19 protein-coding genes, 1 tRNA gene and 1 pseudogene are annotated in these 25,629 nt (G+C 66.1%); 6 read left to right on the top strand and 15 right to left on the bottom strand.

Annotated elements, in window-relative coordinates:
• The first annotated feature begins 40 nt into the window (after positions 1–40).
• Positions 41–1,735 carry an asparagine synthase B gene (gene asnB / locus ACYVD7_RS10160; protein ID WP_460762481.1) on the top strand — a complete coding sequence of 565 codons (1,695 nt, stop codon included), beginning with the start codon at positions 41–43 and terminating at the stop codon, positions 1,733–1,735.
• Positions 1,736–1,861: 126 nt separating this feature from the next.
• Here asnB and ACYVD7_RS10155 read toward each other — a convergent pair whose 3' ends face one another.
• Positions 1,862–3,772, bottom strand: a complete 1,911-nt coding sequence (locus ACYVD7_RS10155) for a potassium transporter Kup (RefSeq protein WP_460762478.1) — start codon at positions 3,770–3,772, stop codon at positions 1,862–1,864.
• 243 nt (positions 3,773–4,015) lie between these two features.
• Here ACYVD7_RS10155 and ACYVD7_RS10150 point away from each other — a divergent pair.
• Positions 4,016–5,470, top strand: a pseudogene (locus tag ACYVD7_RS10150) (sensor histidine kinase); the annotation flags it as partial.
• Positions 5,467–6,201 (top strand): response regulator, encoded by a 735-nt coding sequence (locus ACYVD7_RS10145; RefSeq protein WP_460762475.1) that lies wholly within the window; start codon positions 5,467–5,469, stop codon positions 6,199–6,201. The pseudogene ACYVD7_RS10150 and the gene ACYVD7_RS10145, both read left to right, overlap by 4 nt.
• A 101-nt stretch (positions 6,202–6,302) precedes the next feature.
• Here ACYVD7_RS10145 and parC read toward each other — a convergent pair whose 3' ends face one another.
• From parC to ACYVD7_RS10130, 3 genes are all read right to left on the bottom strand, one after another.
• Positions 6,303–8,546, bottom strand: a complete 2,244-nt coding sequence (gene parC / locus ACYVD7_RS10140) for a DNA topoisomerase IV subunit A (RefSeq protein ID WP_460762472.1) — start codon at positions 8,544–8,546, stop codon at positions 6,303–6,305.
• A gap of 23 nt (positions 8,547–8,569) precedes the next feature.
• Complete coding sequence (locus tag ACYVD7_RS10135; protein ID WP_460762469.1) at positions 8,570–9,811, bottom strand: GGDEF domain-containing protein; 1,242 nt, start codon at positions 9,809–9,811, stop codon at positions 8,570–8,572.
• 303 nt (positions 9,812–10,114) lie between these two features.
• Positions 10,115–10,199 (bottom strand) — tRNA-Leu (locus ACYVD7_RS10130).
• Positions 10,200–10,459: 260 nt separating this feature from the next.
• Here ACYVD7_RS10130 and rnr point away from each other — a divergent pair.
• From rnr to sugE, 3 genes are all read left to right on the top strand, one after another.
• Positions 10,460–12,976 carry a ribonuclease R gene (gene rnr, locus ACYVD7_RS10125; protein ID WP_460762466.1) on the top strand — a complete coding sequence of 839 codons (2,517 nt, stop codon included), beginning with the start codon at positions 10,460–10,462 and terminating at the stop codon, positions 12,974–12,976.
• 173 nt (positions 12,977–13,149) lie between these two features.
• Entirely contained in the window at positions 13,150–13,902 is a 753-nt protein-coding gene (gene rlmB, locus ACYVD7_RS10120; RefSeq protein ID WP_460762463.1) for a 23S rRNA (guanosine(2251)-2'-O)-methyltransferase RlmB, read from the top strand.
• 146 nt (positions 13,903–14,048) lie between these two features.
• The gene (gene sugE / locus ACYVD7_RS10115; protein WP_460762460.1) at positions 14,049–14,366 is read left to right on the top strand and encodes a quaternary ammonium compound efflux SMR transporter SugE; all 318 of its coding nucleotides are present in this window, start codon (positions 14,049–14,051) and stop codon (positions 14,364–14,366) included.
• Positions 14,367–14,633: 267 nt separating this feature from the next.
• On the opposite strand, the gene rnt is transcribed toward sugE, so the two are convergent.
• The 11 genes from rnt to pstS (ACYVD7_RS10060) all read right to left on the bottom strand — a co-directional run bounded on the left by rnt (position 14,634) and on the right by pstS (ACYVD7_RS10060) (position 25,554).
• Positions 14,634–15,305, bottom strand: a complete 672-nt coding sequence (rnt, locus tag ACYVD7_RS10110) for a ribonuclease T (RefSeq protein WP_460762458.1) — start codon at positions 15,303–15,305, stop codon at positions 14,634–14,636.
• A gap of 456 nt (positions 15,306–15,761) precedes the next feature.
• A complete protein-coding gene (locus ACYVD7_RS10105; RefSeq protein ID WP_460762455.1) occupies positions 15,762–16,553 on the bottom strand; it encodes an HvfC family RiPP maturation protein in 792 nt (263 codons plus the stop codon).
• Positions 16,546–17,379 carry an HvfB family MNIO-type RiPP peptide maturase gene (locus tag ACYVD7_RS10100; protein ID WP_460762452.1) on the bottom strand — a complete coding sequence of 278 codons (834 nt, stop codon included), beginning with the start codon at positions 17,377–17,379 and terminating at the stop codon, positions 16,546–16,548. Before ACYVD7_RS10100 ends, ACYVD7_RS10105 begins: the two co-directional genes overlap by 8 nt.
• 174 nt (positions 17,380–17,553) lie before the next feature.
• Complete coding sequence (locus tag ACYVD7_RS10095) at positions 17,554–18,099, bottom strand: HvfA family oxazolone/thioamide-modified RiPP metallophore (RefSeq protein WP_460762449.1); 546 nt, start codon at positions 18,097–18,099, stop codon at positions 17,554–17,556.
• 80 nt (positions 18,100–18,179) lie between these two features.
• Entirely contained in the window at positions 18,180–18,695 is a 516-nt protein-coding gene (locus ACYVD7_RS10090) for an RNA polymerase sigma factor (protein WP_460762446.1), read from the bottom strand.
• A gap of 257 nt (positions 18,696–18,952) precedes the next feature.
• Positions 18,953–19,660, bottom strand: coding sequence for a phosphate signaling complex protein PhoU (gene phoU, locus ACYVD7_RS10085; protein ID WP_460762443.1), 708 nt, complete (start codon positions 19,658–19,660; stop codon positions 18,953–18,955).
• Positions 19,661–19,748: 88 nt separating this feature from the next.
• Complete coding sequence (gene pstB / locus ACYVD7_RS10080) at positions 19,749–20,546, bottom strand: phosphate ABC transporter ATP-binding protein PstB (RefSeq protein WP_460762690.1); 798 nt, start codon at positions 20,544–20,546, stop codon at positions 19,749–19,751.
• Between the two features lie 82 nt (positions 20,547–20,628).
• Positions 20,629–21,516, bottom strand: a complete 888-nt coding sequence (gene pstA / locus ACYVD7_RS10075) for a phosphate ABC transporter permease PstA (protein ID WP_460762440.1) — start codon at positions 21,514–21,516, stop codon at positions 20,629–20,631.
• The gene (gene pstC, locus ACYVD7_RS10070) at positions 21,516–22,484 is read right to left on the bottom strand and encodes a phosphate ABC transporter permease subunit PstC (RefSeq protein WP_460762438.1); all 969 of its coding nucleotides are present in this window, start codon (positions 22,482–22,484) and stop codon (positions 21,516–21,518) included. Before pstC ends, pstA begins: the two co-directional genes overlap by 1 nt.
• A gap of 304 nt (positions 22,485–22,788) precedes the next feature.
• Positions 22,789–23,844: a phosphate ABC transporter substrate-binding protein PstS gene (gene pstS / locus ACYVD7_RS10065; RefSeq protein ID WP_460762435.1), complete on the bottom strand. Its 1,056-nt coding sequence runs from the start codon at positions 23,842–23,844 to the stop codon at positions 22,789–22,791.
• Between the two features lie 600 nt (positions 23,845–24,444).
• Complete coding sequence (gene pstS, locus ACYVD7_RS10060) at positions 24,445–25,554, bottom strand: phosphate ABC transporter substrate-binding protein PstS (RefSeq protein ID WP_460762432.1); 1,110 nt, start codon at positions 25,552–25,554, stop codon at positions 24,445–24,447.
• Positions 25,555–25,629 lie beyond the last annotated feature (75 nt).

Here is a 25,629-nt window from a genome sequence, read left to right as displayed (position 1 = left end):
GTCCACGAAAAAGTTCCAGACCACCACCAGGAGACCTCCCATGTGTTCCATCCTCGGCATCTTCGGCCTGCAGGCCGGCGACGACATCCACGCCCTGCGCCGTCGCGCGCTCGAGCTTTCGCAACGCCAACGCCATCGCGGCCCGGACTGGAGCGGCGTGTACCTGGACGACGGCGCCATCCTCGTCCACGAGCGCCTGGCCATCGTCGATCCCGCTGGTGGCTCGCAGCCGCTGCGCTCGGGCGACGGCGAACTGGTGCTGGCGGTCAACGGCGAGATCTACAACCACCGCGAGCTGGAGAAACGGCTCGCGCAGCCCTACGCCTTCCAGACCGGTTCCGACTGCGAGGTGATCAACGCGCTGCATCGCGACGACGGCGACATCGCCACGTGGCTCAACGCGCTCAACGGCATCTTTGCGTTCGCGCTATGGGATCGCGCGAAGCAACGCTACCTGATCGCCCGCGATCCCCTCGGCGTGTGTCCGCTGTATTGGGGGCACGACCGCGATGGCCGCCTGTGCGTGGCCTCGGAGATGAAGGCGCTGGCCGATGTCTGCGCGGATGTCGCGCAGTTTCCGCCTGGCCACTATTTCGACAGCGCGCGCGGGGAATTGGTTCGCTACTACGTCAAGCCCTGGCGCGACTATGCGGCGACGCAGGGCGTGGAAGTGGCGAAGCAGGAGCTGCGCGAAGCCCTCGAGCGCGCCGTGCATCGCCAGCTGATGACCGACGTGCCCTACGGCGTGCTGTTGTCGGGCGGGCTGGATTCCTCGCTGGTGGCCGCGGTCGCCGCGCGTTACGCGCGCCGTCGCGTGGAGGAGGACGACACGTCGGAAGCGTGGTGGCCGCGCCTGCATTCCTTCGCGATCGGGCTGGACGGATCGCCGGACCTCGCCGCCGCGAAGGTCGCTGCCGAAGCGCTGGGCACGGTGCACCACGGCTTCACCTACACCTTCGAGGAAGGCCTGGACGCGTTACCGGAAGTGATCCGCCACATCGAGACGTATGACGTCACAACGATCCGCGCATCCACCCCGATGTTCCTGCTGGCGCGGCGGATCAAGGCGATGGGCGTGAAGATGGTGCTCTCGGGCGAAGGCAGTGACGAGGTGTTCGGCGGCTACCTCTATTTCCACAAGGCGCCCGATGCGCGTGAATTCCATGATGAGACGATCCGCAAGCTCGACGCGCTCCACAACTACGATTGCCTGCGTGCCAACAAGTCGATGATGGCCTGGGGCGTGGAACCGCGCGTGCCGTTCCTGGATGTCGAATTCCTCGACGTGGCGATGCGCATGGATGCGACGTTCAAGATGGCGCGGCCCGCACCCGGTGGTGTGAAGCCCATCGAGAAGGCGATCCTGCGCGAGGCGTTCGAGGGCTACCTGCCCGATTCAATCCTGTGGCGGCAGAAGGAGCAGTTCAGCGACGGCGTCGGCTACGGCTGGATCGACGGCTTGAAGGCGCATGCGCAGGCGCAGATCAGCGATCGCGTCTTCGCCGCTTCGGCGAGCCGTTTTCCGGTCAACCCGCCGCAGACGAAGGAGGCGTACCTGTATCGGCACATCTTCGAGCAGTTCTATCCGGGAGTGGCGTGCGCGCAGTCGGTGCCGGGCGGGAAGTCGATCGCGTGTTCTTCGCCGGCAGCGATCGCGTGGGATGCGGCGTTCGCGAACGCGGCCGATCCGTCGGGTCGGGCGGTGACGGGCGTGCATGAGGCGGCACTGGGGTGACGGCACCCGGTTCCTGCACCCCAGCCTTTCCCCCGCCAACGGGGAAGAGTTGCCAGTGCCGGCCCTGCAACTGGGCTCTCTCCCCCGCAAGCGCGGGGGAGGGTTAGTGTGGGACATATCGCACAATCAGATCTCCACCGGCGCTCCCAGCTCCACCAGTCGCGTAGTGGGAATGCGGAAGAAATCCGTTGCCGGCGCGGCATTGCGGTGCATGAAACCGAACAGGTGGTCGCGCCAGAGCGGCATGCCACGCTTGCGGGTGGCCACGATGCTCTCGCGGCTGGCGAAGTAGGTCGTCTCCATCGGATCGAAGCACAGACCGCTGTCGTCGCCGCAGCGCATCAGCGCCAGCGGCACGTCGGGGCTTTCCATGAAGCCATAGCGGATCGTCGCGCGATGGAAGTCGTTGCCGATGGTTTCGATGCGCAGGCGATCGGCCGCTGCGACGAACGGAACCGCCCTCGTCTCCACGGTCAGCAGCACGTTGCGTTCATGCAGCACCTTGTTGTGCTTGAGGTTGTGCAGCAACGCCTTCGGTGCGATGCCGGTCTGCGCGGTCAGGAATACCGCGGTGCCCGGGACGCGTACCGGCGGTGCGAGCATCAGGCCGGGCAGGAACGTGTCGAGGCGAATGCCATCCTTGAGGATCTCCGCTCGCAGCAGCTGCCGACCGCGTCCCCAGGTCCGCAACACGGTGAACACCACCACGCCGAGCAGGATCGGGAACCACGCGCCGTCCATGAACTTGACCAGGTTGGCGAACAGGAAGGCGACATCGACCAGCACGAACAGCGTCGCCAGCGGCCAGAACAGCATGGGCGGGACCTTCGAGCTCGCGCGCATCGCCACGATCAGGATCACGCTGGTGATCAGCATGGTGCCGGTGACGGAGACACCATAGGCCGTCGCCAACGCGGTTGAACTGCCGAAGCCGATCACCGTCGCTATCGTGCCGGCCATCAGGATCCAGTTGATCGCGGGAATGTAGATCTGGCCGATGGTGAGGCGCGAGGTATGGCGGATCGCCATGCGCGGCAGGTAGCCCAGCTGGATGGCCTGGCGCGTGGCCGAATACGCGCCGCTGATCACCGCCTGCGAGGCGATCACCGTCGCCGCGGTGGCCAGGCCGACCATCGGGTACAGCGCCCACGTGGGCAGGCCCAGATAGAACGGATTGCTCACCGCTGCGGCATCGGACAGCAGCAGCGCACCCTGACCGAGATAGTTGATGGTCAGCGAAGGCAGCACCAGGAAATTCCACGCGTACTGGATCGGTCGACGGCCGAAGTGCCCCATGTCGGCGTACAGCGCTTCGCCACCGGTGACAGCAAGCACTACCGCGCCGAGGATGAAGATGCCGTGCCAGCCGTGGTCGAGGAAGAAACGCAGTCCCCACATCGGATTGAGCGCATGCAGCACCTCCGGGTTGCCGGCGATGTTGTGCGCGCCAATGGCCGCCAGGGCCAGGAACCACAGCACGATCACCGGGCCGAATGCCTTGCCCACCAGGTCGGTGCCGAGGCGCTGCGTGGCGAACAGCACCACCAGCACGCCGATCGTCAGTGGCAGGATCCAGCTGTGCAACGCGGGTGTGGCGATCTCCAGGCCTTCGACCGCCGACAGCACGGAGATCGCTGGCGTCAGTACACCATCGCCGAAGAACAACGCGGCGCCGAACACGCCGAGGATGCCGATGATGTAGGCCGAACGGGACGCATTCGGCAGCGTGCGCTGTGCGAGTGCGGTCAGGGCCATGATCCCGCCTTCGCCCTCGTTGTCGGCCCGCATGATCACGGCGACGTACTTCACCGTGATCACCACCACCAGCGACCAGAACACGAGTGACAGGATGCCCAGCACGGTCGCATGGTCCGGCGTCAGCCCGTAGTGCGGCGAGAATGCTTCCTTGATCGTGTAGAGCGGACTGGTGCCGATGTCGCCGAAGACGACACCGATGGCGCCCAGTGTCAGCGCGCCGAAGGACGCCGTGCCGTGGGAGGCGGGAGTGGAGCCGGCAGGAGCAGTGGCAGTGTTCATGGCAAGGCCGCGTGGAAATCGATGCGTAGTGTTCGCCTGCGAGGCATAAACGCAGAAGGCACGGAAGCCGCTGCACGCGTAAATTCCGCGTAAATTCCCTCGCCCTCCCGGGATCTTCACCGCGTGTCGCACCCACGGCTGCGCGGGTTGCGCGACAATGCCGGCGCGATGCCAACGACGAACTCGAGCCCGGAGCCGGTTTCCCCAACGTCCATGCGCGCGGCGGGCAGCACTGTGGGCTATCTGTTGGCGCTGCTCGGTTCGATGCTGGCCGTCATCGCCGCCGCCATCGCAGAGCGGTGGGTCGGCCTGGACGACCTGTCGCTGGTGTTCATGCTCGCGGTGATGGCCGTGGCTTCGCGCACGCACACCGGGCCTGCGGTGGTGACGGCGGTGTTGTGCTTCCTCGGCTACAACTATTTCTTCATCGAGCCGCGCTACACGTTCTACATTAGCGCGCACCACGGCGTGGCCACGGTGGCACTGTTCCTTGCGGCGGCGCTGCTGGCGGGACGCATGGCGTCGCAGTTGGCGATGCAGGTGCAGGCGTTGCGCGTCGCGGGGCGGCATGCGGCTGCGCGGCAGGAGCTGGCCCAGCGGTTGACCGTCGCCGCCAGCGAAAGCGATGTCCTGGACGCCGCAAGCGACGTGTTCCGCGCGGGGCTCGGTGCGGATGTCTGGGTGCGACTGGGTGGCCGTGAAGCCGGCATCGACCCGTCGTCGCAGAACGTGCTGCGGCGCGTGGCGGATGATCGGCATGCGGAGACCGTCGAGGAATTCGGCTGGTGGTTCCTGCCGTTGCGTGCGCCGCGACAGGAGCTGGGCGTGATTGGCATGAAGCTCGCCGCGACGACGCAGTCGCTCGATGAAGGACAACGCCAGCTGGCGCGCACGATGGCCGACGACATCGCGCAGGCATTGCTGCGTACGCGACTGGTGGCCGACCTGCAATCCGAACGCGTCGCGAGCGAGACCGAGCGCCTGCGCAGCGCGCTCCTGTCATCGGTGTCGCACGACCTGCGTACGCCGCTGGCCGGGATTATTGGCGCCGCCGAGACGCTGGACAGTTATGGCACGGCGATGAGCGAGGCTGATCGCCGCAGCCTGCTCGACACCGTGCGCGAGGAAGGCCAGCGGCTCGACCGCTACATCCAGAACCTGCTCGACATGACCCGTCTGGGGCAGGGTGGGATGACCTTGCGGCGCGACTGGATCGGCGTCGACGAACTGGCGGGCTCGGTCATCGCGCGGCTGCAGCGGTATGCCCCTGCTGCGCGATTCCAGGTAATCGTCGATGACGCGATCGGACCGATCTGGGTGCATCCGGCGCTGGTCGAGCAGGCGCTGTTCAATGTGATCGAGAACGCGGTGAAGTTCTCGCCGCCGGGTGAGGCGGTGGTCGTCGATGCGCGCCGCATCCCCGGCATCGCACCGCAGGACGAATGCCTCCAGATCGACGTCAGCGACCGTGGTCCGGGCATTCCGCCGGATGAGCGCAAGCGCATCTTCGAGATGTTCTACAGCGTTGAACGCCGCGACCGGGGACGCAACGGCACGGGCCTGGGCCTGGCGATCTGCATGGGCATGATCGGCGCGCACGGTGGCAGCGTCGAGGCGCTGGCGGGCGAGGGCGATCAGGGCACTATGATCCGCATCACCATACCGCTGCTGCGTCCACCGACCGGAGGTGACGCATGAGTGATCCTGCAGCACGCGATCCTGCAACCCATGCCACATCGCTTGCGGCGCGCATCCTCGTCATTGATGACGAATCCCAGATCCGCCGCTTCCTGGACATCTCCCTTCGAGCACAGGGCTACCGCGTCGCATTGGCCGACACTGCGCAAGCCGGACTGGACGCACTCGCGAGCGATGGCGCGGACCTTGTGATCCTCGACCTGGGACTTCCCGATCGCGACGGCCATGCGGTGCTGGGCGACATCCGCGGATGGTCGCAGGTGCCGGTAATCGTGCTCACCGTGCGGGCCGACGAGTCAGGCAAGGTCGCGGCGCTGGATGCGGGCGCCAACGACTACGTCACCAAGCCGTTCGGCGTACAGGAGCTGATGGCGCGCGTGCGTGCGCTGCTGCGCGCCCATGCGACCCCGGAAGGCGACGTGCCGCCCGTGTACGACGACGGTCGCCTGCGCGTCGACCTGGCTCGCCGCGAAGTGGCGCTGGACGGGGTTGGGCTGGCGTTGTCGCGCAAGGAATATGCACTGCTTGCACTGCTGGTGCGCCACGCCGGACGCGTGGTCACCCAGCCGCAGCTTCTGCGCGAAGTCTGGGGGCCGACTCACCAGCAGGACACGCATTACCTGCGCATCCTGGTGGCGAAACTGCGACAGAAGCTCGGTGACGATGCGGCATCGCCGCGCTGGATCGCCACCGAGCCTGGCGTCGGGCTGCGCTTCCGCGCCGTGACCTGAAATCTAGGCGCCGACGCCTGGTGCGTTCGACGCTGTCGCATGCAACGCAACGCGCGTGCGTTGCTGCGGATCGTGCTGCGGATCGTTGCCGTAAATCGGCGCTACTCGACGGACAGTCCCTCGACCTTCTGCCAGCCACGCGGCAACAGGCCGCCGCGCGTCGCGCGAGCGCCCACGTACGCGTCGAGGTCCTTGAACGACAGCGACATCGTGCGTGAGCCGGACTTCACCACCAGCGTCGAACCGGCTGCCACGACCGCCACCGCGACGACGCGCTCGGTGCCGAGCTTCGCCTTCGGGATGTCGATCAGCTTGTTGCCCTTGCCCTTGTCGAGCTCCGGCAATTCCGACAACGGGAACGCGAGCAGGTGGCCGACGTTGGTCACCGCGACGACACGATCGTTGTCGCCCGCCGCCACCTGCGCAGGCTGCAGCACCTTCGCATTGGGTGTCAGCGAAAGCATCGCCTTGCCGGCCTTGTTGCGGCCGGTGAGGTTCTCGAAGCGGGTGACGAAGCCGTAGCCATGCGTCGAAGCCAGCACGAACTTGGTGTCGTTCTCGCCGGAAGCAATCGCCTGGAACGATGCCCCCGATGCCGGCGCAAAGCGTCCGGTGAGTGGCTCGCCATTGCCGCGCGCCGACGGCAGCGTGTGCGCCACGGTCGAATACGAACGGCCTGTGGAATCCAGGAAGGCGACCTGTTGCGTGCTGCGGCCCTTGACTGCAAACAGCAGTCCATCGCCATCGCGGTAGCTGAGCGAAGACGCATCGACGTCGTGGCCCTTGGCGGCGCGGACCCAGCCCTTTTCGCTCAGGACTATGGTCATGGGCTCACTGGCGACCAGTTCGGTTTCCGACAACGCCTGCGCTGCGCCGCGCGCGACCATCGGCGAACGGCGTGCGTCGCCGAACTTCTTCGCGTCGGCGATCAGTTCGTCCTTCACCAGCTTCTTTAGCTTGGCTTTGCTGTCCAGCGTGGCCATGATGCGGTCGCGTTCAGATTCGAGTTCTGCCTCTTCGCCGCGGATTTTCATTTCCTCCAGGCGGGCGAGCTGCTTCAGCTTGGTCTCGAGGATGTATTCGGCCTGGTCGTCGCTCAGCTTGAAGCGCGCGATCAGCACGTCCTTGGGCTCGTCCTCGGTGCGGATGATGCGGATCACCTCATCCAGGTTGAGGAACGCGATCAGCAAACCTTCCAACAGGTGCAGGCGGCGCTCGACTTTGTCGAGGCGGTGCTTGAGGCGACGCGTCACCGTGTCGATGCGGAAGCGCAGCCATTCGCTGAGGAACGCCTTGAGTCCCTTGACCTGCGGACGGCCGTCGAGGCCGATCACGTTGAGGTTGACGCGGTAGCTCTTCTCGAGATCGGTGGTGGCGAACAGGTGGCCCATCAGCTGTTCGGCATCCACGCGGTTCGAGCGCGGCACCAGCACGATGCGCGTCGGGTTGGCGTGGTCGGATTCGTCGCGGATGTCTTCCAGCCACGGCAGTTTCTTGGCGCGCATCTGCGCGGCGATCTGTTCGATCACCTTGCTCGGCGAGGCTTGGTACGGCAGCGCGGTGATGACGATGTTGTTGCCGTCCTTCTGGAACACGCCGCGTGTGCGCACGCTGCCAAGGCCGGTCTCGTACATCGATAGCAGTTCGCTGCGCGGCGTGATGATCTCGGCGGGGGTCGGGTAGTCCGGGCCGAGGATGTGCTCGCACAGGTCGCGCGTGGTCGCGTCCGGGTCGTCGAGCAGGCGCACGCAGGCGCTGACGACTTCGTTGAGGTTGTGCGGCGGCACGTCGGTGGCCATGCCCACGGCAATGCCGGTGGTGCCGTTGAGCAGCAGGTGCGGCAGGCGCGCCGGCATCCACGTGGGTTCTTCCAGCGTGCCGTCGAAGTTGGGATCCCAATCGACCGTGCCTTGGCCGAGTTCGCCCAGCAGTACTTCGGCGATCGGCGTCAGTTTGGATTCGGTGTAGCGCATCGCGGCGAACGATTTCGGATCGTCGCTGGAACCGAAGTTGCCCTGGCCTTCGATCAACGGATAGCGATAGGAGAATGGCTGCGCCATCAACACCATCGCCTCGTAACAGGCGCTGTCGCCGTGCGGGTGGTACTTGCCGATCACGTCACCGACGGTGCGTGCCGATTTCTTCGGCTTGGACGCGGCGTTGAGGCCAAGTTCGCTCATCGAATAGATGATGCGGCGCTGCACCGGCTTGAGCCCGTCGCCGAGGAAGGGCAGGGCGCGGTCGAGGACCACGTACATCGAATAGTCGAGGTAGGCGCGTTCGGCGTATTCGCGCAGCGGGATCTGTTCAAAGCCATGGAAGGCCGGGCGTACGGTTTCGTTCATCGTGCTCTGTGCGGTTGGATGCGTCAGACAGTGGCGGTGCCTGCGGCGTTGCTGTCCTCGGACGAAGTCAGCTGACGCAGCGCGGGCTGGTCGGGAGGTGTCGCGTCGTTGTCGCTTTCGATGGCGACACGGTTGCGGCCGGCGCGCTTGGCGGCGTAGAGGGCCGCGTCGGCGCGACGGAACAGGTGTTCAAGGTCGTAACCCGCGTCGGGCGTGGCGTGGGCGATGCCGATGCTCACGCCCAGTTGCGCCAGCGTACTCTGCTCGTTGGCCTGTTGCGCCACCGCGCGGCGGATGGACTCGCCCAGTTCGCGCGCCAGCGGCACGTCGTGGTCGATGGCGGCCACCAGGAATTCGTCGCCGCCGAAGCGGCCCAGCAGGTCGCCGCTGGTGAGGTTCTCGCGGGCGACGCCCACGACCATCTTCAACGCACCGTCGCCGGCGAGGTGGCCGTGCTGGTCGTTGATCTGCTTGAAGTGGTCCAGATCCAGCACCAGCAGCGCCACCGGTCGCCCGTAGTGGCTGGCATGCTGCAGCAGGTCCTTCAGCCCGGAAGCGAAGGCTTGGCGCGTGAGCGCACCGGTCAATGTGTCCTGCACGGCCTGGCGGCGCAGCTGGTCGGATTCGGCCTGCAGGCGCGTATTGATGGTGTGCGTGCGCTGCTGGGTACGCAGCAGGTGCTCGGCTTCGGCCGCCAGTTCCGCGGCGTGCTGGCGCGTACGCCACCACGCGAACCCCAGCACGCTGCACAGCGCCGCGATGAGCCACGGCCAACGCGGGAGGGATTCCGTCGCCGGTCCGGCGGAGCTCGCAACGGTTGCCGTGTTGGACGGCGAAGGGTTATTGCCGACGGGCGCGGTCGAAGCAGCTTGCGTGGATGCGCCCTCCAGCGGCCTGACCTGCAACAGGCGGCTGGTGAAGCGATCGCGGTAGGCATCGGCGCGCTGTCGCCAGAAAGTGGCGCCGGCACTGTCACCGAGCTTGTCGCTGGCTGTCGCCAGTTGCGTGGCGGCGTGCTGGCCCAGGCGCTCGTCGTCGTTGGCATCGGCAAGCGTGATCAGTTCCTGCAGCGGAACCAGTGCTTCGGCGGTGCGCCCACGTTCGTCCAGTACGCCAGCGAGGTGTTGCAGCGCTGCAGCGAGCACGTCGGGATCCCCGCCGCGTGCCTGGACGAGGTCGCGGCGGGCGTCGTCGAGCGTGGGGTCCGTCGCTACCTGCGTGTTGGGTGCGGGCGGGGTTGCTGTCGTCGCGCCTGAGGATTGCATCGGCTCGGCTGCATGGAATTCCGGCGCTGCTTCGCCCTCGGGCGGCATCGGTGGCGGAGGCGGCGGCGGAAAAAATGGCTCGCCCGGACGCGGTGGCGGATGGCCGGGCGGGGGCGGCGGTGGTCGTCCCGGTGCCTGCGCAAGCGCTGCCGCCATCGTCGCGGACACGACGACAGCCAGCACGAATTGCGTAGGCGCGGGTCGGCGCATTCGATCGATCACGGCGCGTGGGAACAGCGCGCAAGCTAGCACGCGCGAAAACAAAAAACCCCGCATCGCTGCGGGGTTTTCTGATGAAATCGTTGGTGCCCAGGAGAGGACTCGAACCTCCACGGTTTTACCCGCTAGTACCTGAAACTAGTGCGTCTACCAATTCCGCCACCTGGGCATCGCGCGGTTGCTTTCCGTGAGGAAGGCCCCCTGCGAGGCCGCGTATGTTGCGGTGCGTCGGCAGGATTGTCAAATATATTTTCGGTTCGCGTTCGAAGGTTGGCAGGTGTTCGGGCAGGTGCGTCCTGGACATGGTTCGGAAGGTTGGTTTCAGGCGTCTTGTTCAGGGCATGTGCCCCGCAAACCGTCGAGACCGCCCGCATCCCGGCGGCCGACGGTTCTACGTGACTTGTCGCCGCGACATGCGACCATGTCCTGATGAAGAAGACCTCCAAGGGCAGCAAGGGGTCGCGACGACCGGGCGAATCCGCCCCGTCGCGGACAGCGAAAGGCGCGGGACAGAGCGGCAAGGGGCCGGCAGGTAAAGGGGCCGGCAAGGCGGCGAAATCGGCGGGGACGTCTGCCAAGTTGCCCGGATGGATGCCCGAGCCCGCACCGCGGTCGGCCCGGGGGGGCGGAAGTCCGCGGCCCGCGCAGGGTTCACGCGGCCCGGGGCATGCCCCCACCCAGCGGATCCCGTATCGCGTCCCAGCGACTACGCCCGGTGATCTGAACGATCCCCATGCCGAGCGCGAAGCCAACCGTTACGAACAACCCATCGCCAGCCGGGAACTGATCCTGCGCCTGCTGGGCGACGGCCCGTTGGCGGCCGATGCACTCGCACAAAAGCTCGACCTTGCCGCGCCGGACCGTTTCGACGCGCTGAACAAGCGCCTCGCGGCGATGGTGCGCGAGGGCCAGCTGCTGCTGAACCGGCGTGGCGAATTCGCCCCGACGCAGCGCCTGGATTTGGTGGCCGGCACCGTGATCGCCAATCCGGACGGATTCGGCTTCCTGCGCACCGAGGCCGGTGGCGACGACCTGTTCCTGCCGCCCGCGGAGATGCGCAAGGCGATGCATGGCGACCGCGTGCTGGCCAGCGTCACTGGCGTGGACCGTCGTGGCCGCCGCGAAGGCGCGATCGTCGAAGTGCTGGAGCGGCGACTCACCCGCCTGATCGGCCGCTTCGAAGTCGAATCCGGCATCAGCTATGTCGTCCCCGACGACCGCCGCATCCAGCGCAACGTGCAGATCCCGCCGGACGCGCGCGGCGACGCGAAGCACGGCCAGCTCGTCGTCGCGGAAATAACCCAGCCGCCGGATTCCTGGCGCCCGCCGATCGGTCGCGTGCTCACCGTGCTGGGCGAGCGCCTGACCGCATCGCTGGCCGTGCAGGCGGCGATCCACGGGCACGACCTGCCGCATGAATTCCCGCAGCCTGTGCTCGACGAAGCGTCCGCGGTGTCGCTCACCGTCAGCGCCGCCGAAGCCGCGGGCCGCGTCGACCTGCGCAGCACGCCGCTGGTCACCATCGATGGCGAGGACGCGAAGGACTTCGACGACGCGGTCTATTGCGAGCCCAATCGCGATGGCTTCCGTCTTGTCGTCGCCATCGCCGATGTCTCGAATTACGTGCGCCCCGGCGCTCCGCTGGACGATGAAGCGCAGACGCGCGCGACCTCGGTGTACTTTCCCGGTTTCGTCGTGCCGATGCTGCCGGAGACGCTGTCCAACGGCATCTGCTCGCTCAATCCGAAGGTCGACCGGCTGTGCTTCGTCTGCGACATGCAGGTGGACCGGAACGGTGAAGTAACCCAGTCGAAGTTCTACGAGGCGGTGATGCATTCGCATGCGCGCCTCACCTACACGCTGGTGTGGAACGCGGTCGGCGACGTGCCCGATGACGTGAAGGCCGAGGCGCGCACGCAGATTGGTAGCGCCGTGTTGCCGCACGTCGAGCACCTTCACCAGCTTTATCGCGTCCTCGCCAAGGCGCGTGCGCAGCGCGGTGCGATCGAGTTCGAATCGTCGGAAGTGCGCTTCGTGCTTGGCAGCAAGGGCGAAGTGGTCCAGGCCGGCATGCTGCAGCGAAACGATGCGCACAAGCTGATCGAGGAATGCATGATCGCGGCGAATGTCGAGGCCGCGAAGTTCCTGCTCTCGCGCCACATTCCCGCGCCGTACCGCATCCACGAGCGCCCGCCGGAAGCGAAGTACGCGGACCTGCAGGAATTCCTGAAGGAGTTCGCGCTGCGCATGCCGCCGTGGGCGAAGGTGGAGCCGCGCGATTTCACCGCACTGCTGAAGAAGATCCGTGAGCGGCCCGATGCCACGTTGCTGGAGTCGGTATTGCTGCGCAGCCAGTCGCTGGCGGTGTATTCGCCGGACAACGTCGGCCACTTCGGGCTGGCGCTGGAAGCGTACGCGCACTTCACCTCGCCGATCCGCCGCTATCCGGACCTGCTGGTGCATCGCGCGATCAAGCATGGGCTGAGCGGGAAGAAGCCCGAGGCCTTCGCCTATGCGCCGCACGAGATGGCGGCGTTGGCGCTGCAGTGTTCGGAGCGCGAGCGACGCGCCGACGAAGCCGAACGCGAAGTCGACGAGCGCTACCGCGCCGCGTGGATGGAGCAGCACGTCGGCGGGCAGTTCGCCGGCGTGATCAGTGGCGTGACCAGCTTCGGATTATTCGTCGAGCTGGACGACTCCAAGGTCAACGGCCTGATCCACGTGACCCAGCTGCCCAGCGATTTCTACCACTTCGACGCGATCCGCAAGACGCTGTCCGGCGAGCGCACCGGTCGCGAATTCCGCCTTGGCGACCGCGTCGACATCATCGTGATGAAGGCGAGCGTCGAGGACCGGAAGATCGATTTCCGCCTGGTCGAGGAGCGTGGTGCAAAGCCTTTGCCGCCGCGTGGACAGCCGGCGAAGCGGGTGAAGCAGAAGTATTGAGATAATGGACACCCTTGCGTAGGGCGGGCCGTGGCCCGCCTTGCGGAATGCCAATAGGGCGGGTCTTGACCCGCCAACTGGGCAAGGCACGGAACAACGTAGGGCGGGTCTTGACCCGCCAATCAATACAAGACACACAGCGGCGGGTCGAGACCCGCCCTACGGAAGACCAGATGAGCACGAAACAATGGATCGCCGGCATCAATGCCGTCTCGGCCGCCGTCGAACACGACGCGGAAAACGTCCGCGAAATCCTGATCGAGGCGGGCGCCAAGAACCCGCGCATCACCGAGATCGAAACGCAGGCGCGCCGCAAGGACATCGACGTGCGGCGCGTCGCCACCCAGGCGCTGGACGGCGTGGTCGGCAACCTGCGCCATCAGGGCGTCGTCGCGCGCTATGCCGCGGCGAAGACCTACAGCGAAGGCGACCTGCAGGGCCTGATAGAAGCAGCCGAAGGCAAGGCGCTGGTGCTGGTGCTCGATGGCGTGCAGGACCCGCACAACCTCGGTGCCTGCCTGCGCAGCGCAGCGGCGGCGGGCGCGACGGCGGTGATCTTCCCCAAGGACAAGGCGGTGCAGGTCAACGCGACCGTACGCAAGACCTCCGCCGGCGCTGCCGACAGCATCCCGGTGATCCCGGCGACCAACCTCTCGCGCACCCTGCGCGACCTGCAGCAGTTGGGCGTGTGGATCTACGGACTCGCCGGCGATGCCCAGGCGTCGTTCTACTCGCTGGACCTGCGTGGCAACGTCGCGCTGGTGATGGGCGGCGAGGCCGACGGCCTGCGTCGACTGACCCGAGAGAACTGCGACCAGCTGGTGACGATCCCGATGCCCGGCGCGGCCGGCAGTGGTGTCGAAAGCCTGAACGTTTCCGTTGCCGCGGGCGTGACCTTGTTTGAAGCGGTGCGCCAGCGCGGGTAGGATGCCGCCCGCGACGATGCGATTTCATCGGTTCGTCGCGTGAATTCAGTCCCGGCACCGCCGGGACACCTCACCAGAAGCGGAGACGACTCCGCCTCTCCACCATCAACCGGGGACGACCCCGGCCTGATTGCTGGAGACACCTCATGCCCTGGACCATCCTTCTGCTCGCCGGCCTTTTCGAGATCGGCTGGGCCATCGGACTCAAGTACAGCGACGGTTTCAGCCGTCTGTGGCCGTCGGTTTTCACTATTGCCGCGATGGCGGCGAGTCTGGGTCTGCTCGCCGTGGCGATGAAGTCGCTGCCTATCGGCACTGCTTACGCGGTATGGGTGGGCGTGGGCGCAGTGGGCACGGTGATCCTCGGGATCGCGCTGTTCGGCGAACCGCTCAACGCGCTTCGCGCGGGCAGCGTCGCGTTGATCGTTGTCGGCTTGGCGGGGCTGAAGCTGGCGGCGTCGTAGGGCGAAGCGCTTCTCAACAACGGAGCTGGTCAACCCGCGAAGCGGATTCCGCCGCTCGAACGACTCTTCTGCGCCACATGGGCGAATCGAACGCCATCGCATTGGGATTGACGGCGGAACCCGCTTCGCGGGTTGACCAACGTCGCTGTTGAAATGCGTCTGGTCTGCGACGCCGGTGAAAAGTGCTTGCCGTTCGAAACCGGGCATCGGCTGGCGGCAGCGGCGGATCCGCTTCGCGGGTTCCGCCCTACTGCTTCGCCCTACGGCTCAGTCGTCAACCGCGACGTTGGATCCCGTGCTTTCGCCTCGGGTATCGCGCGCGTCCGGCCAGCTGTTGACGATCCGGCAGAACAGCTGGGCGGTGCGTTCGGTGTCGTAGACGGCCGAGTGCGCTTCCTCGTTGTTCCACTCCATGCCCGCCGCCTGCACCGCGCGGGAAAGCACGGTCTGGCCGAACGCCACACCCGCCAGCGTCACCGTGTCGAACACGCTGAAAGGATGGAACGGGCTGCGCTTGTGGCCCACGCGCGCGATCGCGGCGTTGAGGAAGTTGAGATCGAAGTGCGCGTTGTGGCCGACCAGGATGGCGCGCTGGCAGCCGTGCTTCCTCATGGCCTCGCGGACGGGCGCGAAAACCAGGTCAAGCGCGGCCCGTTCCGGCTTTGCATCGCGGAAGGGGTGGTCGAGCACGATGCCGGTGACTTCCAGCGACTTGGGGTCTATTTCCAGGCCCTGCGCCGGGATGACGTGGCTGCTGGTGATCGTTCCCACGACCAGCTGTCCGTCGTCGTCCAGGTCGATGGGCGCCACCGCGATCTCGAGCAGGGCGTGGCGGTTCCAGTCGAAACCGCCGGTTTCCACGTCGACGACCACGGGCAGGAAGCCGCGGAAACGCGTGGTGAGTCGGGACGTGGTGGGCTTTGCTGCGGTGTCGGGCATCGTGGCAGTTTAGCTGGCGCGCGGGTTTCGTGTTTGCTGAGCGCACTGGGGCCTCAGGTACAGGAAGAAGCTGCGCTCGTCCGGAGTAAGCGCGTAACGGGCTTCGTGTTTGCTGAAGCGCACTGGGGTGTCAGTCAGCACCCGCTCGTCCTGAGCGTAAGCGCGCAGCGCTGAAGTCGAAGGACGTACCCACCTGCCAGCGCCGGCATTTGTTGAAGACGCGGCTTCCAGCGTGCATCCGGCAGCGATGTTGCCGATCAGTGGTTTACACAAGCGTCCTTCGACTTCGCGCCTACGGCGCTACGCTCAGGACGAGCGGAGAGAAGGACTCGGCGCGATGCGGCGCTACGCTCAGGACGAACGGAGAGGAGGGCCCGGCGCAATGCGGCGCTAGGCTCAGGACGGGCGGAGGGGCCGGACGGGTACGGGTCAGCGCACTGGGGAGCGCCCAGGCAACTAGGGATGTGCCGTGATCGCCGCGCCCAGCACTACGCCGCTATGGTGGAGTTGCTCGAGCAGCGTGGCGCCCTCGCGGAGGAAGGCATCGACTTCGCCCGCGTTGGCTTCGCGCGCGAGCGCCACCAGCTGGTCACGCCCGCTGAGCGCCGGCTCGTCGGACAGCCGCTGCAGGAGGCGGAACGCCAACGGACTGAGCTCGGAGAAGCGCACGTTGCCGTCGGCCTCGCGTCGCAACAGCAACAACGTGGGGGCCGGCGGTGGCGTGTCGGGCTGGAACTGCGGGCCCAGGCGATGGACCGGCCACGCATACGCCAGTGGCCACGCCAGCGGCGAAAGCACGGGTGCGTTCGCGAGCAGATCGCCGGCGGGCTCGAATTCGACGTCATCCAGTGATGCCTGGCTGAGCTGCAGCGCCAGCTCCACCCATTCGTAGTGCGCCAGTTCCAGCAGGAAGGGTGGATCGAGTTGCGGCTGCGCTTCCAGGTAGCGCAGGAACTCGCGCGCGATCTCGGTGAACAGCGGCGTCTGGCAACGGTGATCCCGGTAGAAGGCGCGGGCCATCGCTTTCCAGCGCGATTCGCCCAGCAGCTGGCGGATCACCGGGAAATTGCCCGCCAGCAGGCTTTCGATGTTGTTGAACAGCAGGTCGCGGTAGATCGCCAGGCGGCGTTCCTCGATCCCGTCGGGCGCGGGCACGCCGTCGGGGTCGCGCAGATGCCGGGTGAGCTCCAGCTGCTGCGACTGCAGCTCGCTGTGCGGCGATGGCGCCGTGGACGCTGCGTCAACCACGGGCCTGCAGTCCTTCGCGCGGCATCAGGCCACGGATCGTCTCCACTTCGGCCAACAATTCGGCGAATGGCGGAAAATTGAAGTCGCGCTCCAGCAGCGTCGGGCGCGGGCCGAAGCGCGCGTACGCCGCCGCGAGCAGGGTCCAGACCTCGTCCTTCACCGCGGCGCCATGGGTATCCACCTTCAGGTCTGGCGCTTCGTCGTAGTGGCCGGCGACGTGGATGTAGGCGACGCGCTCGCCGGGCAGGCGCGAGAGGAAGTCGTGCGCGTCGTAGCGATGGTTGATCGCGTTGACGTAGATGTTGTTGACGTCCAGCAGCAGGTCGCAGTCGGCTTCCTGCAGGACGGCATTGATGAAGTCGATCTCCGCCATCGCCTGGTGTGGCGCGGCGTAGTAGGAGACGTTTTCCACCGCGATGCGGCGACCGACGATGTCCTGCGTCTGGCGGATGCGCGCGGCGACGTGATGGACGGCTTCGTCGGTGAAGGGGATCGGCAGCAGGTCGTACAACTGGCCGTCGTCCGAGCAGTAACTCAGGTGCTCGCTGTAGATCGGCACGCGATGGCGCTCAAGGAAGCGGCGGACGCGCAGGAGGAAGGTTTCATCCAGCGGCGCGAAGCCGCCCAGCGACAGCGACAGGCCGTGGCAGACGATCGGATGGCGCGACGCCAGTTCGTCGAGGGCGTCGCCAAACCGACCGCCCACGCCGATCCAGTTTTCCGGCGCGCATTCCAGGAAATCGAAGCTGCCCGGCGCTGCCGATTGGAAAGCATCCAGCAGGGAGCGCCTGAGGCCGAGGCCGGTGCTGTTTGGGGAGAGGGTCATTCGCAGGGTGCGTGAAATGGGCGGTTCGCTTGCGTCGCGGTGATCCGTAGTCCTGGGCGTCAGTGGGAAACTGCTTCATCGGATGTCGGAAGAAGCAGGTCCACGCGCGCTCGGGACGACAGCTCGGGAACGGAACGGAGGTGCGCTTCCGTTCCGTTCCCGGTGATTACCCGATCAGGCCATGCCGCCGCACTTGCCTTCGCCGCACTTGCCTTCCATCTTGCCCTTGTCGTCGGTCTTGGGCTTGTCGGCGCCGCACTTGCCTTCGCCCTTGGCCTTGTCGCCGCCGCACTTGCCTTCGTGCATCGACTTCATCATCGCGTCAGCTTCGTCGGACGTGATGTAGCCATCACCGTTGGTGTCGGCCTTGGTGAACATGGCGTCGTGGTGCGCGGTGCATTCGGCGCGGGAGACCTTGCCGTCCTTGTCGGTATCCATCATGGAGATGGCCTTTGCGCCACAGTTGCCTTCGCCGCACTTGCCTTCGGCTGCCTTCTTGTCGCCACCACAGCTGCCTTCGGCCTTCTTGTCGGCGCCGCACTTGGCCTCGGCGCCCTTCTTGTCGGCACCGCAGTTGGCTTCGGCGCCGGCGTGGCTGGCGCTGACCATGTAGCCGCTGGCCAGGTCGGTCATGGCGAAGGCGGACGCGGAGAGGGCGATACCACCGACGAGGGCGGCACCAACGGCGAGGGCGAGCGGTTTGTTCGTCTGCTTGGACATGTTGCACTCCAGTTGCGGGGTTCGGGCGGGGCCCGGGGGAATGGCCGACCGAGTATGGAATCCGGCCGGTTCAAGGGATGTCATGAATCCAGGTACTCCCGCGCCAGGACGCGGGCACGGTGCAGTCGTGACTTGACGGCTTCGCGTGTGAGTCCAAGTTGCCCGGCCATCTCCTCGATGGTCAGGCCTTCCAGGTCGCGCAGCAGGATCACTTCGCGGTAATGCACGGGCAGGGACTCCAACGCGGCGGCTACGTCCTGTCGCCACTCATTGGATACGGGGTAAACGACCGGAAGGATGCACTCGGGGATTTCTTCCCCGGTCACCAGTCGCATGGCGCGCTTGAGGCGGTTGCATTCGCGCTTGACGATGCGGAACAACCAGGACGTGAAGCTCTCCAGCTGGCGCAGGTCGCGCAGCTTGCGGGAAACCAGCAGGAGGCTTTCCTGCACGGCGTCCTCGACGTCGTTGATGACGCAGTGGAACTCCGCGTAGCGGCGCAGGTTCTGGCGCGACCGGGTGAGCACGCGCTCCAGGGCGAGGCGATCGCCCATGCGCGCGGCTTCAAGGTCATCCGTACCCAGCAGCAGTTCCATGTCCCAGCACCCCGGTCAACCCGTGAAGAATGCGCGCCCGACGGGCAACGCGTATATCCCAAGAGTGGGGGTAGGCGGAAAAAGAGTCGGCGCGATGGGGCCCATCGCGCCGATATTCAGGAAGCATTTAGGTCTGCGGAGACGGGCGGGCGGTTTTCGCCAACATCCGTCTGGGAGTTGGCGCGATACCTAGCCCGAGGGCCGCAGGGTCAGGGATCGCCCCGCCGACGATCAGTCGGGACGATCGACCGGGACGATCAGCCCCGGGGGGACGTCGACTCGTCGCGTTTCTCGCGCGGCGGCAGCGGTTCCTCGCCCTTGACCAGGAACCACACGTTCTCGGCGATGTTGGTGGCGTGGTCGCCCACGCGTTCCATGTTCTTCGCCATGAACAGCAGGTGCGTGCAGCCGGTGATGCTGCGCGCGTCTTCCATCATGTAGGTCAGCAGTTCGCGGAACAGGCCCGTGTAGGCGATGTCGATCTCGGCATCGCGGGCGCGCACGCGCTGGGCGAGTTCGATGTCGTTGCTGCTGTACGCCGACAGCGCATCGCGGACCTGCTGCACCGCCAGCGTGCCCAGCGCGTGCAGCCCGGCGATGTGCGGCAGCGGCGGTGCGAGGTTCAACGCCCGTGAGCGCTTGGCGACGTTCGCGGCGAGGTCGCCGATACGTTCGATGTCGGCGGCAATGCGGATCGAGGCGAGAATCTCGCGCAGGTCGCGCGCCATCGGCCCGCGCAACGCGAGCTTCATCACGTCGTGGCTGATGACGTGTTCCAGCGCGTCGATCGCTTCATCGTTGCCGATGATGCGCTCGGCGGCCTTGTCGTCGCGGCGCTGGACCACGTCGAGCGCGGCCTCGAGCTGCGCGGCGGCCATCTCGCCCATGCGCAGGGTTTCGTCGAGCAGGCGCTTCTGCTCGTCGTCGTAGCTTTTCACGATGTGGTCGTGCATGTGGGTGCCCATGTGGTTGTCTGTTTCAACGGCTATCTGGTGAGGCCTTCGTTGCCGGATCGCGACCGATGCCAACAGGACATCGGCCAGGCGCGGTCACTCACCCGAAGCGACCCGTGATGTAATCCTCGGTCTGCTGCTTGGTCGGCTGCGAGAAGATCATTTCGGTCGGACCGTGCTCGACCAGGTCGCCCAGGTACATGAAGGCGGTGTAGTCGGACACGCGCGCGGCCTGCTGCATGTTGTGGGTCACGATCGCGATCGTGTAGTCGTGCTTGAGTTCCTCGACCAGCTGTTCGATGCGGCTGGTGGAGATCGGATCGAGCGCGGAGGTCGGTTCGTCCAGCAGCAGCACGTCGGGCTTCAGCGCGACAGCGCGCGCGATGCACAGGCGCTGCTGCTGGCCGCCGGACAGGCCCAGCGCGCTCTGGCCCAGCTTGTCCTTCACTTCGTCCCACAGCGCGCCCTGGCGCAGCGCGCTCTCGACGCGATCGTTCATTTCCGACTTCGACAGCTTCTCGTGATGGCGGATGCCGTAGGCCACGTTCTCGAAGATCGTCATCGGGAACGGCACCGGCTTCTGGAACACCATGCCGACCTTGCTGCGCAGGCGGTTCATCGGGTACTTCGGATCGAGGATGTTCTCGCCGTCGAGCAATACCTCGCCGCGCGCCTCCAGCTTCGGATACAGCGCGTAGATGCGGTTGAAGATGCGCAGCAGCGTCGACTTGCCGCAGCCGGAAGGACCGATCAGCGCGGTGACGCGCTTTTCCGGCACCTCCAGGTTGATGCTCTTCAGCGCGTGGAACTTGTCGTAGTAGAAGTCCAGTCCGCGCGCGGCCAGCTTGACCGGAGCCGTCTGCGCGGACGTGGCGAGGTTGAGGCGGGCGTCGTTCATGGCGGACTGGCTCGGGGAGAGGGTGGTGATGGCGGGAACGTGGGCGAGGTGCATGGCGTCCGTGCCTTCGTTGCTGACAGTGTTAGTCATTGCTGATCCTGTTACGCAGCAGGAATGTGCGCGCGAACAGGCTGACCGCGAGAACGAACAGCGTCAGCACCAGCGCACCGGCCCAGGCGATCGCTTCCCAGTTGGCGAAGCCGCTGCCGGCGAACTTGTACATGACCAGCGGAACCGCAGCCATCGCGCCGCCCAGGTCCGTGCTCCAGAACTCGTTGCCGAACGCGGTGAACAGCAGCGGCGCGGTTTCGCCGGAGATGCGGGCCAGCGCCAGCAGGATGCCGGTGACGATGCCGGCCGAAGCACTGCGATAAAGCACCTGCACGGTCACCTTCCATTGCGGCACGCCCAGCGAGAGGGCGGCTTCGCGCATCTGCGCGGGGACCAGGCGCAGCATCTCATCGGTAGTACGCACGACCACTGGCAGCACGATGAAAGCGAGCGCCAGCGCACCGGCCAATGCGGAGAACTTGCCGCCGGTCTGCATCACGAACACCGCATAGACGAACAGGCCCAGGACGATCGACGGCGCCGACAGCAGGATGTCGTTGACGAAGCGCACCACGGTGCCGAGCTTGCGTGCATTGCCGTATTCCGCCAGCCAGGTGCCCGCCGCGATGCCCAGCGGCGTGCCGATGGCGACGCCCAGTCCGCACATCACCACGCTGCCGAAGAACGCGTTCTTCAGTCCGCCTTCTTCCAGCGGCGGCGGCTGGTTCTGGGTGAACAGCGCCAGGTTCACACCGCCCAGGCCCTTGGAAATCAGCGTCCACAGGATCCAGCCGAGGAAGCACAGGCCGAACAGCGCTGCGGCGGACGCCATCACGACGGCGAGGGAATTGATGATGCGGCGACGCAGGTACAGCGCGTCGGCGCGTTTGAGAGCCGCGTTGACGGAGGGGGCGTTCATCAGTTGCCCTCCTTGCGGGCGAGCTGCATCAGCATCAGGCGTGCGATGGCCAGCACCACGAAGGTGACGATGAACAACACGAAGCCGAGCAGCAGCAGCGCCGAGCGATAGGTTTCAGTGGCCTCGCCGAAATCGTTGGCGATCAGCGCCGCGATCGTCGTGCTGGGTTCCAGCAGCGACGTGGTGAAGCCGACGCTGTTGCCGATCACGAAGGCCACCGCCATCGTTTCGCCGAGCGCGCGGCCCAGGCCCAGGAACACGCCGCCGATCACTGCCGAGCGCGTGTACGGCAACACGATGTCCCAGCTGACTTCCCACTTGGTCGAACCCAGCGCGTACGCCGATTCCTTCAACCGCGTCGGCACGGTGAGGAAGACTTCGCGCATCACCGAGGAGATGAAGGGGATCACCATGATCGACAGCACGATGCCCGAGGTGAGCATGCCGGCGCCGATCGGCGGACCCTGGAACAGCGGGCCGACCACCGGCCAGGTGCCGACGTGGTCGTTGAGCCACGGCACGATGCTCTCGCGCATCACCGGCATCAGGATGAAGAAGCCCCACATGCCATAGATGATCGACGGTACGCCGGCGAGCAGTTCGATGGCGGAACTCACCGGCCCGCGCAGCCAGCGCGGCGCGACTTCGGTCAGGAAGAAGGCGATGCCGAAGCTCACCGGCACGGCGATGACCATGGCGATGATCGCGGTGACGACGGTGCCGTAGATCGGCACCAGCGCGCCGTACTTGTCTTCGACCGGATTCCAGTCGCTGGAGAAGAAGAAACTCAGGCCCTGCACCTGCAGTGCCTGGCGGCCACCCCAGAGCATCGACAGCGCGGCGCCGGCCAGCGCCACCAGCACGAACAGGGCGGTGCCGGTCAGGACCCAGCGGAACAGCTTGTCGTTGCGCGCGTCGATCGCGTCGCGACTGCCGGAGGTTGTGGCGGGGAGGGCGGTGGCGTTCATTTGACCTGGATGGGCCTTTGGTTCGTCATCCCCGCGAAGGCGGGGATCCATGCACTTTGTTTGGTAATACCGAGCTTGCTCGGCACGCTTTTGATTCTTCGGTTTGCCGGTGGAGCGTGCCGAGCAAGCTCGGCATTACAAGAACAGCAGAAGCAACGCCCATGGATCTTCGATCCCCTGCCATCGAGCACAGCTCGATGGCGTTCGGTGCCGCGCGAGCCATGGCTCGCAACCGCGGCCCCTCACCCCCGCCTTCGCGGGGATGACGTTTCGGCAAAGCCGCGCTGAAGCGCGGGCCGAAACGTCACTTGAATTCCTGTGCCCAGTACTGCTCGACCTGCGCGACCAGGTCAGGCGGCAGCGGCACGTAGTCCAGCGATTGCGCCTGTGCCTGGCCGTGCTCGAAAGACCACTTGAAGAAAGCCAACGCATCGGCATTGCGCTTCGCGTCGCGCGGCTTCTTGTACATGAGGATGAAATTGGTCGCGGTGATCGGCCAGGCGTTCTCGCCCGGCGCGTTGGTCATCACCAGGAAGAAGTCCCGCGCGTTCTTCCAGTCGGCGCTCTCTGCGGCGGCGGAGAAGGTCTGCGCCGATGGCAGCACGAACTGCCCCGCCGCGTTCTGCAGCGCGGTGTAGCTCATCTTGTTCTGCAGCGCGTAGGCGAGTTCGACATAGCCGATCGCGCCCTGGATCTGCTGCACGTAGGCAGCGACGCCTTCGTTGCCCTTGCCGCCGATGCCGGACGGCCAGTTCACGGTGGTGCCTTCGCCGACGGTTGCCTTCCACGCGGGGCTGACCTTCGACAGGTAATTGGCAAGGTTGAACGTGGTGCCCGAACCATCGGAGCGATGCACCACGCTGATCTTGGTGGCAGGCAGCGCGATGCCGGGATTCACCGCGGCGATGGCGGCGTCGTTCCACATCGCCACCTTGCCCAGGTAGATGTCGGCGAGCAACGGGCCGGTGAGGCGCAGCTTGCCGGCGTCGATGCCTTCCACGTGCACCACCGGGACCACGCCACCGATGGCGGAGGGGAACTGTCCAAGGCCGGCGCTCACCAGTTCCTCGGGCGGCAGCGGCTTGTCGCTGGAGCCGAAATCGACCGTACCCGCCTTGATCTGCGCGATGCCGCCGCCGGAACCGATCGACTGGTAGTTGACCTTCGCGCCGGTGGCCTGGTGATAGTCGGCGGACCACTTCGACAGCAACGGGTAAACGAAGCTGGCACCGGCGCCGGTGATCTCGGCAGCCGCGGCGCCCGTGCTGGCGGCGTCCTGGTTGCCCGGTGCGTTGCCCTGTGAACAGGCGGCGAGCGCCAGGACGAAACCGAAGCAGGCGAGGCGGACGGGGAATTTCATGAAGCAACTCCGGTGGGCTGGCGCGGGGCCAGCTGGCGTCGCTATGAAATGATGTTTTTGTTACAGGGGAATGACATCTCACTGTTATGCGGCTGTCATCCGCTGCCGGCGAACCCGCAGCCGAGGCGCTGCCGGACCCTCAGGGTCCTTGTCTGGCTAAGACTCAGGGCTGGTGCAGTGAGCGTCCAGCCCCCCCACGCCGCGATATCTCGCGAGGGTTCCGGAAACGACTCGGACCCATGCGCCGATACCTCGCGAGGGTTCCGGAACCGACTGCGACCCATGCCTCGATACCTCGGGAGGGTTCCGGAACCGACTGCGACCCATGCCTCGATACCTCGCGAGGGTTCCGGAACCGACTGCGACCCATGCCTCGATACCTCGCGAGGGTTCGGGAAACGACTCCGACCCATGTGCCGATACCTCGCGAGACCTGTAGGGCGGGTCTTGACCCGCCGCCCGGCCGCTCCGACCACTGCTCCGGGCGTCGAGCACCCGCCCGACCGGACGAGCGGATCGACCGGCCACGATGGCGGGTCAAGACCCGCCCTACGAAAAACGGGCCCGAAGGCCCGCTTTCCATTCCACTGTTCGCAGGGATCAGAACTTCAGGTTCTGCGCCCAGTAGGCCTGGACCTGCTGCACCAGTGCCGGCGGCAGCGGGACGTAGTCCAGCGACTTGGCCTGGCCGTCGCCATTGGCGTAGGCCCAGGTGAAGAAGTCCTTGGCGTTCTTCGCGCCCACGGCATTCTTCGGCTGCTTGTACATCAGGATGAAGTTGGTGGCGGTGATCGGCCACGACTTCTCGCCCGGGGCATTGGTCATCACCAGGTAGAAGTCCTTGGCGTTGGCCCAGTCGGCGTTCGCGGCGGCGGCGGCGAAGGAATCGTCCGACGGCAGGATGAAGTTGCCCGCGGCGTTCTTCATGCGCGAGTAGGCCATCTTGTTCTGCAGCGCGTAGGAGAGCTCGACGTAGCCGATGCCGCCCTTGATCTGCTTCACGTAGGCGGCGACGCCCTCGTTGCCCTTGCCGCCGATGCCGGTCGGCCACTTCACGGCGGTGCCTTCACCCACCGAAGTCTTCCACTCGCCGCTGACCTTGGACAGGAAGTTGACGAAGTTGAAGGTGGTGCCCGAACCGTCCGAGCGATGCACGACGGTGATCTTGGCGTCCGGCAGGGCGAGGCCGCTGTTGAGGGCGACGATGGCCGGGTCGTTCCACTTGGTGAGCTTGCCGAGGAAGATGTTGGCGAGGGTCTCGCCGTCGAGCTTCATCGCGCCGGACGCAACGCCCGGGACGTTGATCACCGGCACCACGCCGCCGATCACCGACGGGAACTGGGCCAGGCCGAACTTGGCGAGTTCGTCGGGCTTGAGCGGGGCGTCGGACGAACCGAAGTCCACCGTGCCCGCCTTGATCTGGGCGATGCCGCCGCCCGAACCGATCGACTGGTAGTTGACCTTCTTGCCGGTGGACTTGGCGTATTCCGACGACCACTTGGACATCAGGGGATACACGAACGAAGCGCCGGCGCCGGTGACGTCGGCCGCGAACGCGCTGGCAGCGAACGTAGTCGCGATGGCCAGGGCGGCCAGGCGGAATTTGATGGACTTGGGATTGATCGACTTGAGCACGGAAGGACTCCTGGAGAGAAACGACGGGTCGGGCCCGTTCCGTGCGTATTCCATAACGATTTGATGACAGCCCATGGTCATCAATATTTCAGTTCGATGACGGAGGTCGGTTCTGCGCGGTTCCATTCAGTCCGGGCGGGGTTTTCGACC

The sequence above is a fragment of the Lysobacter fragariae genome (assembly GCF_054779775.1).
This window is presented reverse-complemented; position numbering and strand designations above follow the sequence as displayed.

Coding starts and splice junctions, on each gene's coding strand:
- pstC (WP_460762438.1), bottom strand. CDS start 22,484: ATGAACGCCACCGCCCTCCCCGCCACAACCTCCGGCAGTCGCGACGCG.
- ACYVD7_RS10155 (WP_460762478.1), bottom strand. CDS start 3,772: ATGAACACTGCCACTGCTCCTGCCGGCTCCACTCCCGCCTCCCACGGC.
- ACYVD7_RS10090 (WP_460762446.1), bottom strand. CDS start 18,695: ATGGAACTGCTGCTGGGTACGGATGACCTTGAAGCCGCGCGCATGGGC.
- ACYVD7_RS10100 (WP_460762452.1), bottom strand. CDS start 17,379: ATGACCCTCTCCCCAAACAGCACCGGCCTCGGCCTCAGGCGCTCCCTG.
- phoU (WP_460762443.1), bottom strand. CDS start 19,660: ATGGGCACCCACATGCACGACCACATCGTGAAAAGCTACGACGACGAG.
- sugE (WP_460762460.1), top strand. CDS start 14,049: ATGCCCTGGACCATCCTTCTGCTCGCCGGCCTTTTCGAGATCGGCTGG.
- ACYVD7_RS10145 (WP_460762475.1), top strand. CDS start 5,467: ATGAGTGATCCTGCAGCACGCGATCCTGCAACCCATGCCACATCGCTT.
- pstA (WP_460762440.1), bottom strand. CDS start 21,516: ATGAACGCCCCCTCCGTCAACGCGGCTCTCAAACGCGCCGACGCGCTG.
- ACYVD7_RS10095 (WP_460762449.1), bottom strand. CDS start 18,099: ATGTCCAAGCAGACGAACAAACCGCTCGCCCTCGCCGTTGGTGCCGCC.
- asnB (WP_460762481.1), top strand. CDS start 41: ATGTGTTCCATCCTCGGCATCTTCGGCCTGCAGGCCGGCGACGACATC.
- pstS (WP_460762435.1), bottom strand. CDS start 23,844: ATGAAATTCCCCGTCCGCCTCGCCTGCTTCGGTTTCGTCCTGGCGCTC.
- rnr (WP_460762466.1), top strand. CDS start 10,460: ATGAAGAAGACCTCCAAGGGCAGCAAGGGGTCGCGACGACCGGGCGAA.
- pstS (WP_460762432.1), bottom strand. CDS start 25,554: ATGGGCTGTCATCAAATCGTTATGGAATACGCACGGAACGGGCCCGAC.
- rnt (WP_460762458.1), bottom strand. CDS start 15,305: ATGCCCGACACCGCAGCAAAGCCCACCACGTCCCGACTCACCACGCGT.
- ACYVD7_RS10135 (WP_460762469.1), bottom strand. CDS start 9,811: ATGCAATCCTCAGGCGCGACGACAGCAACCCCGCCCGCACCCAACACG.
- rlmB (WP_460762463.1), top strand. CDS start 13,150: ATGAGCACGAAACAATGGATCGCCGGCATCAATGCCGTCTCGGCCGCC.
- parC (WP_460762472.1), bottom strand. CDS start 8,546: ATGAACGAAACCGTACGCCCGGCCTTCCATGGCTTTGAACAGATCCCG.
- pstB (WP_460762690.1), bottom strand. CDS start 20,546: ATGAACGACGCCCGCCTCAACCTCGCCACGTCCGCGCAGACGGCTCCG.